We start from the raw sequence: 15,324 nt of genomic DNA on the forward strand, positions 1-15,324 counted from the left end.
GTTACATTTCGAACCCGGAAGCTAAGCCTTTCAGCGCCGATGGTACTGCAGGGGGGACCCTGTGGGAGAGTAGGACGCCGCCGAACAAATTTTAAAGAAAAGCCCCGTGGGAACCATCGGTTCCGGCGGGGCTTTTCTGCGTTGTCGGTGATCTTGGGACCCGCGGCGCGGGCCGGTCGGCGGGACAGGTAAGGTCAAGGGGCATCGTTGGCACATTTCCCACAGGAGGCCCCCGCGGTGGAGGTCCAGGAGACGCGGGTCCAGACCGATCGCGTCCTCACCATCCCGAATATCCTGAGCATGGCTCGCCTGGTCGGCGTGCCCCTGTTCCTGTGGTTGATCCTGTGGCCGGAATTCGGGGGTCCGAAGGTTGCCGACGCCTGGGCGCTGCTGGTCCTCGCGCTGAGCGGCGTCAGCGACTATCTGGACGGCAAGCTGGCGCGGCGCTGGAACCAGATCAGCAGGCTGGGCCGGATCCTCGACCCGGCGGCCGACCGTCTCTACATCCTGTCCACGCTCGTCGGCCTGACCTGGCGCGACATCCTTCCGATCTGGCTCACCGCGGCCCTGCTGGCGCGGGAACTGATGCTCCTCATCGCCGTGGGAATCCTCGGGCGTCACGGATACGGCCCTCCCCAGGTGAACTTCCTGGGCAAAGCAGCTACGTTCAACTTGATGTATGCCTTCCCGTTGCTCTTGCTGAGTGACGGAAGTGGCTGGCTTCACTCACTCGCTGCTATTTTCGGATGGGCGTTCGCAGGATGGGGTACGGCACTCTACTGGTGGGCAGGGATCCTCTACGTGGTCCAGGTTCGCCGGCTCATCAAGGCGGACGCCACCGCCGACTGAGCTCTTCGAACCGGCAGATGGTGCCAGGGCCCGGGGCCCGTTAGGTAAGAACAGGAACAGCGGGCGCTCTGGGCGAGTGAAGTCGGCAAGACCGTCGTCTCTCAGAGGAGGACGCTTCCGACATGAAGGCCGTTGTGATGGCCGGCGGCGAAGGAACACGCCTTCGCCCCATGACGTCCAGCATGCCCAAGCCGCTGCTTCCTGTGGTCAACAGGCCGATCATGGAGCACGTTCTGCGGCTGCTGAAACGGCACGGTCTCACCGAGACCGTGGTTACCGTGCAATTCCTCGCCTCGCTCGTCAAGAACTATTTCGGTGACGGCGAAGAGCTGGGAATGGAGCTCACCTACGCCCATGAGGAAAAGCCGCTCGGCACCGCCGGCAGTGTGAAGAATGCCGAGGAGGCCCTCAAGGACGACGCCTTCCTCGTCATCTCCGGTGACGCGCTCACCGACTTCGATCTCACCGATCTGATCCGGTTCCACAAGGAAAAGGGCGCGCTCGTCACCGTCTGCCTCACCCGGGTCCCCAACCCCCTTGAGTTCGGTATCACCATCGTCGACGAGGGCGGCCGCGTCGAACGGTTCCTGGAAAAGCCGACCTGGGGTCAGGTTTTCTCGGACACCGTCAACACCGGTATTTACGTGATGGAACCCGAGGTCTTCGACTACTTCGAACCCGATGTGTCCGTCGACTGGTCCGGTGACGTCTTCCCGAAGCTGATGAAGGAAGGCAAGCCGATCTACGGCTATATCGCCGAGGGTTACTGGGAGGACGTAGGCACCCACGAGAGTTACGTCAAGGCCCAGGCCGATGTGCTCGAAGGCAAGGTCGATGTGGAAATCGACGGCTTCGAGATCTCGCCGGGCGTATGGATGGCCGAGGGCGCCGAGGTGCATCCCGACGCCGAGTTGCGCGGACCGCTGTACATCGGCGACTACGCCAAGGTCGAGGCCGGTGTGGAGATTCGCGAGCACACCGTCGTCGGCTCGAACGTCGTCGTCAAGAGCGGGGCGTTCCTGCACCGGGCCGTGGTGCACGACAACGTCTATCTCGGGCAGCAGAGCAATCTGCGTGGCTGTGTCATCGGCAAGAACACCGATGTCATGCGGGCCGCCCGCATCGAAGACGGCGCGGTCATCGGCGATGAGTGCCTCATCGGCGAGGAGTCGATCGTCCAGGGGAACGTGCGGGTCTACCCGTTCAAGACCATCGAGGCCGGTGCCTTCGTGAACACCTCGGTGATCTGGGAATCCCGTGGCCAGGCGCATCTGTTCGGCGCGCGTGGCGTGACCGGGATCCTCAATGTGGAGATCACCCCGGAACTCGTCGTGCGGCTCGCCGGCGCGTACGCCACCACCCTGAAGAAGGGCTCCACGGTCACCACCGCCCGCGACCACTCCCGCGGCGCCCGTGCCCTGAAGCGGGCGGTGATCTCGGCACTGCAGACCAGCGCCATCGACGTACGCGACCTGGAGAACGTCCCGCTGCCGGTCGCCCGCCAGCAGACCGCCCGTGGCAGCGCCGGCGGCATCATGATCCGTACGACCCCCGGTGTGCCCGACTCCGTCGACATCATGTTCTTCGACGAGCGGGGCGCCGACCTCTCGCAGGCCGGGCAGCGCAAGCTGGACCGGGTCTTCGCCCGGCAGGAATACCGCCGCGCCTTCCCGGGCGAGATTGGCGACCTGGCGTTCCCGGCCAGCGTCTTCGACTCGTACACCGGCTCGCTGCTGCGGAGCCTGGACACGACGGGCATCGCCGAGTCGGGGCTGAAGGTCGTCGTGGACGCCTCCAACGGCAGTGCGGGACTCGTCCTGCCCAGCCTGCTGGGCCGGCTCGGCGTCGACTCCCTCACCATCAATCCCGGCCTCAACGAGTCCCGGCCCACCGAGACCGCCGACGCCCGACGTTCCGGGCTCGTCCGGCTCGGCGAGATCGTGGCCTCGGCGCGGGCCGCCTTCGGCGTGCGCTTCGACCCCGTGGGCGAGCGGCTGTCCCTCGTGGACGAACGCGGCCGGATCATCGAGGACGACCGCGCGCTGCTGGTCATGCTGGATCTGATCGCCGCCGAGCGGCGCAGCGGCCGGGTCGCGCTGCCGGTGACCACCACCCGGATCGCCGAGCAGGTGGCCGCCTACCACGGCACCCAGGTCGAGTGGACGACGACCTCGCCCGACGACCTGACCCGGGTGGGCCGGGAGGACGGTACGGTCTTCGGCGGCGACGGCATGGGCGGCTTCCTCATCCCGGAATTCAGCAGCGTCTTCGACGGTGCCGCCGCCTTCGTCCGGCTGATCGGCCTGGTGGCCCGTACCCAGCTCACGCTCAGCCAGATCGACGCACGGATCCCGCGGGCCCACGTCCTGCGCCGCGATCTGGCCACCCCGTGGGCGGTCAAGGGCCTGGTCATGCGACGCGTCGTCGAGGAGGCCGGGGACCGCGACGTGGACACCACCGATGGCGTCCGGGTCGTGGAGTCCGACGGCCGCTGGGTCCTGGTCCTGCCCGACCCGGCCGAGGCGGTCACCCGCCTGTGGGCGGAAGGGCCGGATGACGCCTCCGCCCAGCAGTTGCTGGACGAGTGGTCGGCCGTGGTGGACAGCGCCGGACGCTGATCCGGACCCCACCGGCGGGCCGGGCATCGGCACGCCGGTGGGGCCATTGGGAGACTGCGGAGCCGACGTGCGACGATGTGCGGCATGTCGCAGCAGCGCCCCGATCGGAGCACACCGAACAGACCGGCCGCGCGCCCCGACGCGTCCATGTCGCTGCTGACCAACGTGATGGATCACAGCCTCGACGACGGGTACGCCGAGGCGGCCGCGCGCAAGTCCGAGGCCGGGGTGCGCGGTCTGCCGCGCACCCTGCGGGCGAAGTTGGGTCTCGCGGCCGGTCTGGTGCTGGCCGCGCTCGTGGTGACCGTCGGGGCGGCCCAGGCCCGGATATCCGCACCGACGCTCGCCAAGGAGCGTACGGAGCTGATCAACCGGATCCAGAAGGGCACCGGCGAGGCGGACCGGCAGCAGCAGCGGGTCGACACGCTGCGGGACGATGTCAGCAGGATGCAGCGCGAGGCGCTGAAGCAGCAGGGTGGGGGCAAGGCCGAACTGCTCGCCCTGCTGGCCGGTTCGACGCAGGTCGCCGGGCCCGGCGTGAAGCTCGTCGTGGACGACGCCAAGGGCGCCGAGTCCAGCGGCGGCGGACCGCGGGAGAGCAGTGGCTTCTCGGACACCGGGCGGGTGCGGGACCGGGACATGCAACGCGTCGTCAACGGCCTGTGGGCGTCGGGCGCGGAGGCCATCTCCGTCAATGGGCAGCGGCTTACGTCACTCTCGGCGATCAGAGCCGCGGGAGACGCCATACTGGTCGACAACAAGCCACTGGTGCCGCCTTACACGGTGCTGGCGGTGGGGGACGGGCAGCGGCTGAGCACCGCGTTCCAGGACAGCGCCGACGGTCAGTACCTGCACATCCTGCAGGAGAACTACGGCGTGCGCGCCAGGATTTCCGCCGAGAGCGAGCTGACGCTGCCGCCCGCGCCCAGCTTGATCGTACGTACCGCAAAGCCGCAGGCCGGTGCCGCCAAGCCGGACGGCGCCGACACAGGGAAGGGCACATCGTGATCGCCGTACTGGGCCTCATCGTGGGAGTCGTGGTCGGGCTGGTGGTTCGGCCCGTGGTACCGACGGTGGTCGAGCCTTACTTGCCGATCGCTGTCGTCGCCGCGCTGGACGCCGTGTTCGGTGGTCTGCGCGCGATGCTGGACGGCATCTTCGACGACAAGGTCTTCGTGGTCTCGTTCCTGTCGAACGTGGTCGTCGCGGCGCTGATCGTCTTCCTCGGTGACAAACTGGGCGTCGGTGCCCAACTCTCCACCGGTGTCGTCGTGGTGCTCGGCATCCGCATCTTCTCCAACGCCGCGGCGATCCGCCGGCACGTCTTCCGGGCGTGAGGCGGATGGCAACGGACGAGACCCCCGAGCCGGAGCAGCGGCCGGAGCAGCCCGAACGGCCGGAGAAGTCCGAACGGTCGGAGCAGGCGGAGCAGCCCGAACGGTCGGAGCGGGCGGAGGAGCGCGGCCCGGTCGGCCGGAAGCCGATGCCGCCCGAGAGTCGGAGCAGCTCCGAACCGGCGGAGCCCGCGGACGACGCGGAAAGCCAGGAACCGGACACGACTGGACAGAAGCCGGACAACGGGGCAGACTCCTCGACCCCGGCGGCGGACACCGGCGACGGGGACGCGGAACGCCCGAAGACGGGTCGGGAGCGGCTGGCGGCGAGCCTGTGGCCGCCGCGACTGACCCGGGCTCAACTGATCGTCGCGCTGCTGCTGTTCATTCTCGGCCTTGGCCTGGCGATTCAGGTACGTTCCACAAGTGACAGCAGTGCGCTGCGGGGTGCGCGCCAGGAGGATTTGGTGCGCATTCTGGACGAGCTGGACAATCGCTCCCAGCGGTTGACGGACGAACAGCGGCGCCTGGAAGGGCAGAAGACCGAGCTGGCGAACAGCTCGGACCAGGCCGAGGAGGCCCGTAAGCAGACTGTGGAGAAGGAACAGCAGCTGGGTGTGCTGGCCGGGACCGTCGCGGCGCAGGGGCCCGGCATCAACCTGACCATCGACGACCCGACGCACTCCGTGGAGGCGGACAAGCTGCTGGACACCATCCAGGAGCTGCGGGCGGCCGGCGCCGAGGCCATCCAGGTCAACGACGTCCGGGTCGTCGCGAACACCTCCCTCTCGGATGTCCGGGGCGGGGTGGAGATCGACGGCAGGCGTGTCACGCAGCCGTACCGCTTCAAGGTCGTCGGCAAGCCGGAGGATCTGGAACCGGCGCTGAACATCCCCGGCGGAGTGGTCCAGACACTGGAGAAGGAGCAGGCCAAGGTGTCTGTGACCCGTGAGGAGAAGATCATTGTGGACGCCTTGCGGGCGGCGAAGCGGCCTGACTACGCTCGGTCGTCCTCGCGGTGAGGCGTACAGGTATGTCGAGTGCCCCGGGAGGGCATGAGGTAGCGGGGGGTCGACGCACCGTGCGTGTGGTGTGTGGTGGAAACTGTCTGGAGGCCACGGACGTTCACTGGATGTCCGGATGGGCCGGTGTGTGCATCGAGGGTTCGTCCTGCCCCACGGGCGGGTCTGTTTCGTTCAAGGGGAATCGCCCGTGAAGTTGTTTGGAAAGCTGTTCGGCAAGAGCGCGCGCCAGGAGGGCGGCAGCGGCTCCGCGCGGCATCGCGCCGCGGGCCGGGCCGACGAGAGCGGCGCGGCCGAGAACCGTCCGCTCTTCCGTGATGAGGTCGGCGGTCCGTCCGGGGGGCACGACGCGGGTTCTGTTGACCCCTCCGGTGCCGCCCGCATAGGTTCCCAGGAACCATCAGCCGCACCCACGGGCGGAGGTTCGGCCTTGCCGGTTTGTACGAGGTGTGGGCACCGGAACGCCGAGGCGAGCCGGTTCTGCTCCAACTGTGGCGCGCCCCTGCGCGCGGGCGCGCAGCCCGAGCGGGCGTCCGAGACGACGTCGACGATCTCCATTTCGGGGCTCGAGGCCTACGACTCGGAGACGACGGGCCAGAACCTCTCGCCCGCGCTGTCCCCGGAGGCCCAGGCGGCCGTCGACGCCCTTCCGTTGGGTTCGGCGCTGCTCATCGTCCGCCGCGGTCCGAACTCCGGCAGCCGCTTCCTTCTGGACAGCGAGCTGACGACGGCGGGCCGGCATCCGCAGAGCGACATCTTCCTCGACGATGTGACGGTCTCGCGCAGCCATGTGGAATTCCGTCGCGGTCCGGACGGTCTCTTCACGGTCGCCGACGTCGGCAGCCTGAACGGCACCTACGTCAACCGTGAGCGCATCGACTCCGTCGCCCTCAACAACGGCGACGAGGTCCAGATCGGCAAGTACCGCCTGGTCTTCTACGCGAGCCAGCGAGGCGCCGGTATCTGACCGGGCAGGGAAGGCACATGCGCCATACACCGAAAGGCGGTGCCGGGGAATCCGGCACCGCCTCCTCGGACGGCAAGCCGGTGAGCATCGGCACGGTGCTCAACGTGCTGCGCGAGGAATTCCCCGAGGTCACCATCTCCAAGATCCGCTTCCTGGAGGCCGAGGGGCTGGTCGAGCCGAAGCGCACGCCTTCCGGGTACCGGAAATTCACCCCGGCCGACGTGCAGCGGCTGGCGAGCGTCCTGCGGATGCAGCGCGACCACTATCTGCCGCTGAAGGTCATCCGCGAGCACCTGGACGCCGTCGAGCGCGGTGAGCAGGTCACGCTGCCGGCGCCCGCCGCACCTGCCCGCGATCTGATCGAGGGCGTTCCGGAGGCGGGCGAGGAACTCCCCACGGCTGCCCGGATCGGCCGGGCCGAGCTGCTGGCCGCCGCCGAGGTGGACGAGGCGGCGCTCGCCGACTGGGAGTCGTACGGACTCATCGTCCCCCATGCGGACGGCGGATACGACATCGAGGCCGTCACGGTCGCCAAACTTGTCGCCGACCTGGGGCGTTTCGGTCTCGAACCACGGCATCTGCGGGTCGTCAAGGCGGCCGCCGAGCGCGAGGCGGGTCTGGTCGAGCAGGTCGTTGCACCCCTTCGGCGGCACCGCAATCCGCAGACCAGGGCCCATGCCGAGGCCACCGCCAGGGAGCTCGCCACGCTCTCCGTACGGCTGCACGCGGCGCTGATCCAGAGCGCGCTGCGGGGCCGGTCGTAGTGAGCAAAAGAGTGCCCGACTACCCAAACCTGCCGGGCACGTCCTAGGGTTGCTGTGTGAACGAGCTCGACGTCGTGGGTGTCCGGGTGGAAATGCCTTCCAGCCAACCGATCGTGCTCCTGCGGGAGGTGGGGGGCGACCGTTACCTGCCCATTTGGATCGGGCCGGGTGAGGCCACCGCCATCGCCTTCGCCCAGCAGGGCATGGTCCCCGCCAGGCCGCTGACGCACGACCTTTTCAAGGACGTGCTGGAGGCCGTGGGGCAGGAGCTGACGCAGGTCCGCATCACCGACCTGCGCGAGGGGGTCTTCTATGCGGAGCTGGTCTTCGCCAGCGGGGTGGAGGTCAGTGCCCGTCCGTCCGACGCGATAGCGCTGGCCCTGCGCACCGGAACGCCGATCTTCGGCACCGACGGTGTGCTGGACGACGCGGGGATCGCGATCCCGGACGAGCAGGAGGACGAGGTGGAGAAGTTCCGCGAGTTCCTCGACCAGATCTCACCCGAGGACTTCGGGACCAACAGCCAGTAGCCGGTGCGGCCGGACGGGCGAAGGGTCTGATTCCGGCCAAACTATTTAGCCATTCCCCGCGCGAGGTCACGAGAAACCACTCGTAGGGTGATTATCACTCGGCGTGGCGAGCGCGGCGATCGTTGACGCACCCCGAGTGACTGCATACCGTCGATATGGCAGGTCCCGTCCGGGACGTGGAGGACGGAGGGCGGCGTGGCAATCACCGGCGACGGTATGGCGGCGGAAGGGGCGTTGCCGCTCCACGTGGGCGCAACGGCGAACCGCGCCCCGGCACCGGCCGCGGCGGTGTCGGAGGACTGCGAGGCGCAGAACATCGGCTATCGCGGCCCCACCGCATGTGCGGCAGCGGGCATCACCTACCGGCAGCTCGACTACTGGGCGCGCACCGGCCTGGTGGAGCCGAGCATCCGGCCGGCGTACGGCTCCGGCACCCAGCGGCTCTACAGCTTCCGGGACGTCGTCGTCCTGAAGATCGTCAAGCGGCTGCTGGACACCGGGGTCTCGCTGCAGAACATCCGCACCGCCGTCCAGCACCTGCGTGCGCGGGGGCTGGCGGATCTGACGCGGATGACGCTGATGAGCGACGGCGCCACGGTCTACGAGTGCACCTCGCCCGACCAGGTCGTGGACCTGCTCCAGGGCGGCCAGGGGGTCTTCGGGATCGCCGTCGGGGTGGTCTGGCGGGACGTGGAGGGTGCGCTCTCGCAGCTGCACGGCGAGCGCGTGGACACCGGCGAGACGCTGATCAGGAAGAACCCGCACGACGAGCTGGCACGGCGGCGCCACCGGGCCGGCTGAGCCTCGGCCGCGGGCCGCGGCCCGGCGAACGGGTCGATTGTCAGTGCCATGCGGCAGCATCGGTCTTGTGAGACCCGCGCCGACGATCCTGCATCTGGACATGGATGCCTTCTACGCCTCTGCCGAGCAGGCGGCGAAGCCGAGCCTGCGCGGGAAACCGGTGGTGGTCGGCGGGATCGGACCGCGCGGCGTCGTCGCCACTGCGTCGTACGAGGCCCGGGTCTTCGGGGTGCGCTCGGCGATGCCGACGGCCCAGGCGCGCCGGCTGTGCCCCAACGCCGCGTATCTCAGTCCGCGTTTCACCTTGTACCGCCAAGTGAGTGAAACGGTCATGGGGCTGCTGCACGCGCTGTCGCCCCTCGTGGAGCCGCTGAGCCTGGACGAGGCGTTCGTGGACCTGGAGGCGGGCGGGGTGGCCCCGGAGACGGCCGCCGCACGGGCCGTGGGGGAGCAGCTGCGCCTCGACATCCGGGCGGCGACCGGCCTGACCGGCTCGGTGGGGCTGGCCGGCGCCAAGATGCTGGCGAAGATCGGGTCCGAGCAGGCCAAACCGGACGGCCTGGTGGTCATTCCGCCCGGCACCGAGCGGGAGCTGCTGGGGCCGATGTCGGTGCGGGTGCTGCCCGGGGTGGGGCCCGCGACGGCCGAGACGCTGCGCCGGGCCGGGATCCACACCGTCGCGGAGACCGCGGAGGCCGGCGAGGCGGAGCTGGTGCGGCTCCTGGGGAAGGCACACGGCGCCGGGCTGTACGCGATGGCGCTGGGGCAGGACGACCGTCCCGTGGTGGCCGAGCGGGACGCCAAGTCCATCTCCGTCGAGGACACCTTCGAGGTCGACCTGACCGACCGGACGCGGGTGCGGACGGAGGTGCTGCGGCTGGCCGACCGCTGCGTCCAGCGGCTGCGGGCGGCCGGGCGTTCCGGGCGCACGGTGGTGATCAAGGTGCGCAACTACGACTTCTCGACGCTGACCCGCTCCGAGACGCTCCGCGGGCCCACGGACGACCCCGCGGTCATCCGGGAGGCTGCGGTGCGGCTGCTGGAGCTGGTGGACACCACCGGCGGCGTCCGGCTGCTGGGCGTGGGGGTCAGCGGGCTGGCCGACTTCACCCAGGAGGATCTGTTCGCCCAGCTGACGACGGAGCGGGAGGCCGAGGAGCTGGCGCGGGCCGCGGAGGAGCGGGGCGGGAGCGAGCCGGCCGAGGAGGCGCCCGAGGAGGAGCGGCCGCGCCGCTGGCATCCCGGCGTGGACGTGGTCCACGACGAGTACGGGGCGGGATGGGTACAGGGCAGCGGGCTGGGGAGAGTGACCGTCCGCTTCGAGACGCCGTGGTCCGCACCGGGGAGGGTGCGGACCTTTGCCGTCGAGGACCCGGCGCTGCGGCCGGGGGAGCCCCTGCCGCTGGTGGGCGGGGAGCCTGCGGATCAGTCCTCCGATCCGGCGATCTTGCCGAAGTCCGTGTCGGAGGTGCCGGCATTGCCCGGGGACACCGCGTCGGAGTCGGGGGAGGAGATATCCAGGCGGTAGTGGTGGTAGAGCTGGAGTTCCTGCTCAGGGGAGAGGTGGCGGCCCACACCGAAGTCCGGGGCGTCCTTGATCAGCTTGCGGTCGTACGGGATGTGCAGGCTGTCGCCGACCATTTTGCTGGGCTCCAGGGGGACGAACGCGTCACGGCTGAAGAGCCCGGTGCGTACGGCTGCCCACTCCGGTTCCCCCGTCGCGTCGTCCAGATAGACCTCGTCGATGGTGCCTATCTTCGCGCCGTTACGGTCGAACGCTTTGCGGCCGATCAGGCTCCGGGGATCGATGTCGGTTTGCACGGCCCCTCCAATTGGTCGCAACTGCCCTGTGACAACTACCAAACGGCACATTTCATGCCCCGGCCACTCGAAGGATCCTTCGAGTGGTGCGCTGGTAGGCTGGCGAATGGCCGCAGAACCCGTGCGGGAGAGTCCTTTGTCGTTCGCGACCAGGGCGCCGAAGGAGCAAATCCTCCCCGGAATCTCTCAGGCACACGTACCGCACGGACGAGGTCACTCTGGAAAGCAGGGCGGGCCGCGGAAGGCACAGCTCCGGGACCCCTCCTCACCGACGGTGAAAGCCGGTCCGCCGTGCGCAGGCCGGTGAAGCTCTCAGGTTGAGATGACAGAGGGGGAGGCCGTCCGGGCACCCGCGCCGTGGTGCCCCTCGTAGGTCGTACCGACCAGGAGGCCCCCGCAGATGACCACCCACCGCATCTCCTTGACCGAGCTGGAACGCGGCATCCCCTTCGAGCACCGGCACATCGGCCCCGACCACGAGGCGCAGGCCAAGATGCTCGCGCACATCGGTTTCGGGTCGCTGGACGAACTCACCGCCGCCGCCGTCCCCGACGTGATCAAGAGCGCGCAGGCACTCGGCCTGCCGCAGGGCCGTACGGAGGCCGAGGTCCTCCAGGAGCTGCGCGGCCTCGCGGACCGCAACCAGGTGCTGTCGCCCATGATCGGGCTGGGTTACTACGGCACCTTCACCCCGCCGGTGATCCTCCGCAACGTCATGGAGAACCCCGCCTGGTACACGGCGTACACGCCCTACCAGCCGGAGATCTCGCAGGGCCGCCTGGAGGCGCTGCTGAACTTCCAGACGGTGGTCGCCGACCTGACCGGGCTGCCCACCTCCGGCGCCTCCCTCCTGGACGAGGGCACCGCGGCGGCCGAGGCGATGGCGCTCTCCCGCCGTGTCGGCAAGGTCAAGCAGGGCGTCTTCCTGGTCGACGCCGACTGCCTGCCGCAGACCATCGCCGTGATCGAGACCCGGGCCGAGCCGACCGGTGTCGAGGTCGTCGTCGCGGACCTGTCCGAGGGCATCCCCACCGAGATCGCCGAGCGCGGCGTCTTCGGCGTCCTGCTGCAGTACCCGGGCGCCTCCGGTGCGGTCCGGGACCCGCGCGCCGTGATCGAGCGCGCCCACGAGCTCGGCGCGATCGTCACGGTCGCCGCCGACCTGCTCGCGCTGACCCTGCTGACCTCGCCCGGCGAGCTCGGCGCGGACATCGCGGTCGGCACCACCCAGCGCTTCGGCGTCCCGATGGGCTTCGGCGGGCCGCACGCCGGCTTCATGGCGGTGCGCGAGCAGTTCGCGCGCAGCCTCCCCGGCCGCCTCGTGGGCGTCTCCGTGGACGCCGACGGAAACAAGGCGTACCGCCTCGCGCTGCAGACCCGTGAGCAGCACATCCGCCGGGAGAAGGCCACCAGCAACATCTGCACCGCTCAGGTGCTGCTCGCCGTCATGGCCGGCATGTACGCCGTCTACCACGGCCCCGAGGGCCTGCGGACCATCGCCCGGCGCACCCACCGCTACGCGGCGATCCTCGCCGAGGGCCTGCGGTCCGGCGGCGTGGAGCTGGTCCACGGCGCGTACTTCGACACGCTGACCGCGCGGGTGCCCGGCCGGGCCGCCGAGGTCGTCGCCGCCGCCCGCGAGGCCGGTATCAACCTCCGCCAGGTCGACGCCGACCTGGTCGGCATCGCCTGCGACGAGACCACCGGCCGCGCCCAGCTGGCCGGCGTCTGGGCCGCCTTCGGCGTGCAGGGCGACATCGAGAAGCTCGACGCGACCACCGACGAGACGCTTCCGCAGGCGCTGCTGCGCAGCGACGACTACCTCACCCACCCGGTCTTCCACCAGTACCGCTCCGAGACCGCGATGCTGCGCTACCTGCGCACCCTCGCGGACAAGGACTACGCGCTGGACCGCGGCATGATCCCGCTCGGCTCCTGCACGATGAAGCTGAACGCCACCACCGAGATGGAGCCGGTCACCTGGCCCGCGTTCGGCCAGCTGCACCCCTTCGCGCCGGCCGACCAGGCCCAGGGCTACCTCACGCTCATCCAGGAGCTCGAGGAGCGCCTCGCCACCGTCACCGGCTACGACAAGGTCTCCCTCCAGCCGAACGCCGGCTCCCAGGGCGAGCTGGCCGGCCTGCTGGCCGTACGCGCCTACCACCGCGCCAACGGGGACGAGCAGCGCACGGTCTGCCTGATCCCGTCCTCGGCGCACGGCACCAACGCCGCCAGCGCCGTGATGGCCGGCATGAAGGTCGTCGTCGTCAAGACCGGCGAGGACGGCGAGGTCGACGCCGACGACCTGCACGCCAAGATCGACAAGCACCGCGACGAGCTCGCGGTCCTGATGGTGACCTACCCCTCCACCCACGGCGTGTTCGAGGAGCACATCACCCAGATCTGCGCCGCGGTGCACGACGCCGGCGGCCAGGTCTACGTCGACGGCGCCAACCTGAACGCGCTGGTCGGCCTCGCCGAGCCGGGCAAGTTCGGCGGCGACGTCTCGCACCTCAACCTGCACAAGACCTTCTGCATCCCGCACGGCGGCGGTGGCCCCGGTGTCGGCCCGGTCGCGGTCCGCGCCCACCTGGCGCCGTACCTCCCCAACCACCCGCTGCAGCCCACCGCGGGCCCGGAGACCGGCGTCGGACCGATCTCGGCGGCTCCCTGGGGCTCCGCGGGCATCCTGCCGATCTCCTGGGCGTACGTCCGCCTGATGGGCGGCGAGGGCCTCAAGCGCGCCACCCAGGTCGCGGTCCTCGGCGCCAACTACATCGCCAAGCGCCTGGAGCCGCACTACCCCGTGCTCTACACCGGCCCCGGCGGCCTGGTGGCGCACGAGTGCATCATCGACGTCCGGCCGCTGACCAAGGCGACCGGTGTGAGCATCGACGACGTCGCCAAGCGGCTGATCGACTACGGCTTCCACGCGCCGACGATGTCCTTCCCGGTGGCCGGCACGCTCATGATCGAGCCGACCGAGAGCGAGGACCTCGCCGAGCTGGACCGGTTCTGCGACGCGATGATCGCCATCCGCGCGGAGATCGAGAAGGTCGGTTCGGGGGAGTGGGACAAGGACGACAACCCGCTGCGCAACGCCCCGCACACCGCGGCCGCGCTCAGCGACGACTGGACCCACCCGTACTCCCGCGAGGAGGCCGTCTTCCCGGCCGGTGTCGTGGCGGCCGAGAAGTACTGGCCGCCGGTGCGCCGCATCGACGGCGCCTTCGGTGACCGCAACCTCGTCTGCTCCTGCCCGCCGCTGGACGCGTACGAAGGCTGAGCCGTTCCACCGCAACAGCAAGGGCCCTCGGCAGGTGTTCTGCCGGGGGCCCTGGTGGTTCCTACCGGGTGCGCGGGGTCAGGCCGCCGCGGTGACCCGGGCCCGGTGCGGGGCGATGACCTGCCCGTCCGGCAGCAGCTCACCGGTGTCCTCGAAGAGCAGGACGCCGTTGCAGAGCAGGCTCCAGCCCTGCTCCGGGTGGTGCGCCACAAGATGTGCGGCCTCCCGGTCGGTGGAATCCGCTGACGGGCAGGGTGGTTGGTGCTGACACATGGAAGTTGTCTTTCGCTGCGGTGTGGTGAACGTCGTCGTGCGGCTCGATGAGCTCGATGAGATGGCCATGGCCGCTCCCCCGTTTCTTCGGTCGGTCCCAGTGTTGCCCTACGGAGGGGATTCCGCAGGGATTTCGCAGCAGCGGTACTCACTCGATATCGACGCATCACCCGTGCGGGCGGTTGCTCCCAATTGCTCTCGTCTCCAAGGGGGTTGGGAGTGGTGTCCGCGGGCTAGGCCGCGCGGGTGAGCACGACAGCGCGCCCCGTGGCCGGAAAGGGCCACGGGGCACGCTCGTGAGGGGCGTGGTGCGCCGGTGCGCGGGTACCCGGAAGGACGCCGCCGGCTTGCGGCTCAGGCCGGTTCGCGCAACTGCAGGGGCGCGGAGGCCAGGCGCAGGGTGAGCCGGGGAAGCAGGTCGGCGACGTGGTGCGGGCGGTGGGCGGCGATACCGGGCGGCGCGGGCGCCAGCGGCACCAGCAGGTCACCGGCCGCCGGCAGTCCCCCGGACCCGTCGGACGAGAGGTCGTGATGCAGCCACAGGGTGAGCATGTACAGCTCCGGTACGGACAGCAGCCGGGGCTGGTAGGGCGTGGTGAGCGCCTCGGACTGCGCCAGCGCCCGTTCGGTCGAGGCGACGTAGGGGCCGCCGCAGAACCGGCCGAACGTCCAGCCGTCCGCGGTGAGCACCGCCTCGGCGGTCGCCACGGCACGCTCGCCTCCGCGGACCAGGAACTGCCAGCCGGCCAGCCGGGTGTGCGATGTGCCGTCGGCCCGGCTGACGTCGTCCCAGACGTGCACGGGCAGGGGGTGGTCGGGGCTGAGCGGGCCCTGGTGGGCGCGCAGGGCGGGAACGGGGGCCTCGCGGACGGCGGTGGGCGAGCCGAGGGCGGTCAGGATGCTGCGCAGGGCGGGCGCGGGGGCAGGGGCAACGTGCAGCGGCATGGTGGGTCGCCTCTCACTTCGGAGACACGGTGGAGCGTGGCAGGTGCAAACGGCGCTGTTTGCGTGCGGGGTCAGAGCGTGGCCGGCCGGGGCTGCGGCCCGGCGTGGGGTGTC

Annotated in this window: 14 protein-coding genes, 1 rRNA gene and 1 riboswitch; of the genes, 12 read left to right on the forward strand and 3 right to left on the reverse strand. The window is 70.0% G+C overall.

All coding sequences use genetic code 11. The features are described 5' to 3' along the window. The 11 genes from rrf to ACFV1J_RS30205 form a co-directional block, all read left to right on the forward strand. Positions 1 to 86, forward strand: a 5S ribosomal RNA gene (gene rrf / locus ACFV1J_RS30155); the annotation flags it as partial. Positions 87 to 237: 151 nt separating this feature from the next. Next, positions 238 to 849 carry a CDP-alcohol phosphatidyltransferase family protein gene (locus tag ACFV1J_RS30160; protein WP_385863319.1) on the forward strand — a complete coding sequence of 204 codons (612 nt, stop codon included), beginning with the start codon at positions 238 to 240 and terminating at the stop codon, positions 847 to 849. Between the two features lie 122 nt (positions 850 to 971). Then, positions 972 to 3,467 carry a sugar phosphate nucleotidyltransferase gene (locus ACFV1J_RS30165; protein ID WP_385863321.1) on the forward strand — a complete coding sequence of 832 codons (2,496 nt, stop codon included), beginning with the start codon at positions 972 to 974 and terminating at the stop codon, positions 3,465 to 3,467. Between the two features lie 75 nt (positions 3,468 to 3,542). Continuing rightward, positions 3,543 to 4,475 carry a DUF881 domain-containing protein gene (locus ACFV1J_RS30170; protein WP_385863322.1) on the forward strand — a complete coding sequence of 311 codons (933 nt, stop codon included), beginning with the start codon at positions 3,543 to 3,545 and terminating at the stop codon, positions 4,473 to 4,475. Then, positions 4,472 to 4,804 carry a small basic family protein gene (locus ACFV1J_RS30175; RefSeq protein ID WP_003984969.1) on the forward strand — a complete coding sequence of 111 codons (333 nt, stop codon included), beginning with the start codon at positions 4,472 to 4,474 and terminating at the stop codon, positions 4,802 to 4,804. Before ACFV1J_RS30170 ends, ACFV1J_RS30175 begins: the two co-directional genes overlap by 4 nt. A 5-nt stretch (positions 4,805 to 4,809) precedes the next feature. Next, complete coding sequence (locus ACFV1J_RS30180; protein ID WP_385863324.1) at positions 4,810 to 5,823, forward strand: DUF881 domain-containing protein; 1,014 nt, start codon at positions 4,810 to 4,812, stop codon at positions 5,821 to 5,823. A gap of 118 nt (positions 5,824 to 5,941) precedes the next feature. After that, entirely contained in the window at positions 5,942 to 6,790 is an 849-nt protein-coding gene (locus ACFV1J_RS30185) for an FHA domain-containing protein (RefSeq protein ID WP_385863326.1), read from the forward strand. Between the two features lie 17 nt (positions 6,791 to 6,807). Then, positions 6,808 to 7,554 carry a MerR family transcriptional regulator gene (locus ACFV1J_RS30190; RefSeq protein ID WP_385863328.1) on the forward strand — a complete coding sequence of 249 codons (747 nt, stop codon included), beginning with the start codon at positions 6,808 to 6,810 and terminating at the stop codon, positions 7,552 to 7,554. Positions 7,555 to 7,610: 56 nt separating this feature from the next. Continuing rightward, positions 7,611 to 8,084 carry a bifunctional nuclease family protein gene (locus tag ACFV1J_RS30195; RefSeq protein WP_006606439.1) on the forward strand — a complete coding sequence of 158 codons (474 nt, stop codon included), beginning with the start codon at positions 7,611 to 7,613 and terminating at the stop codon, positions 8,082 to 8,084. A 195-nt stretch (positions 8,085 to 8,279) separates the two neighbouring features. Next, positions 8,280 to 8,885, forward strand: coding sequence for a MerR family transcriptional regulator (locus ACFV1J_RS30200; RefSeq protein WP_385863331.1), 606 nt, complete (start codon positions 8,280 to 8,282; stop codon positions 8,883 to 8,885). 67 nt (positions 8,886 to 8,952) lie between these two features. After that, a complete protein-coding gene (locus ACFV1J_RS30205) occupies positions 8,953 to 10,413 on the forward strand; it encodes a DNA polymerase IV (RefSeq protein ID WP_385863333.1) in 1,461 nt (486 codons plus the stop codon). On the opposite strand, the gene ACFV1J_RS30210 is transcribed toward ACFV1J_RS30205, so the two are convergent. Beyond that, entirely contained in the window at positions 10,311 to 10,706 is a 396-nt protein-coding gene (locus ACFV1J_RS30210) for a PRC-barrel domain-containing protein (RefSeq protein ID WP_385863334.1), read from the reverse strand. The genes ACFV1J_RS30205 and ACFV1J_RS30210 overlap by 103 nt on opposite strands. Positions 10,707 to 10,820: 114 nt before the next feature. Beyond that, positions 10,821 to 10,918, forward strand: a riboswitch (glycine riboswitch). Between the two features lie 188 nt (positions 10,919 to 11,106). On the opposite strand from ACFV1J_RS30210, the gene gcvP reads away from it, so the two are divergent. Beyond that, positions 11,107 to 13,992: an aminomethyl-transferring glycine dehydrogenase gene (gcvP, locus tag ACFV1J_RS30215; RefSeq protein ID WP_385863336.1), complete on the forward strand. Its 2,886-nt coding sequence runs from the start codon at positions 11,107 to 11,109 to the stop codon at positions 13,990 to 13,992. A gap of 78 nt (positions 13,993 to 14,070) precedes the next feature. Here the strand turns inward: gcvP and ACFV1J_RS30220 are convergent, their stop codons facing one another. Together ACFV1J_RS30220 and ACFV1J_RS30225 are read right to left on the reverse strand one after the other, a co-directional pair. Further along, positions 14,071 to 14,265, reverse strand: coding sequence for a DUF5999 family protein (locus ACFV1J_RS30220; RefSeq protein ID WP_030416598.1), 195 nt, complete (start codon positions 14,263 to 14,265; stop codon positions 14,071 to 14,073). 354 nt (positions 14,266 to 14,619) lie between these two features. Further along, a complete protein-coding gene (locus tag ACFV1J_RS30225; protein ID WP_385863338.1) occupies positions 14,620 to 15,210 on the reverse strand; it encodes a hypothetical protein in 591 nt (196 codons plus the stop codon). Between the last annotated feature and the right edge of the window lie 114 nt (positions 15,211 to 15,324).

The organism is Streptomyces sp. NPDC059649, assembly GCF_042734445.1.
In the GTDB taxonomy this organism is placed as follows: Bacteria; Actinomycetota; Actinomycetes; order Streptomycetales; family Streptomycetaceae; genus Streptomyces.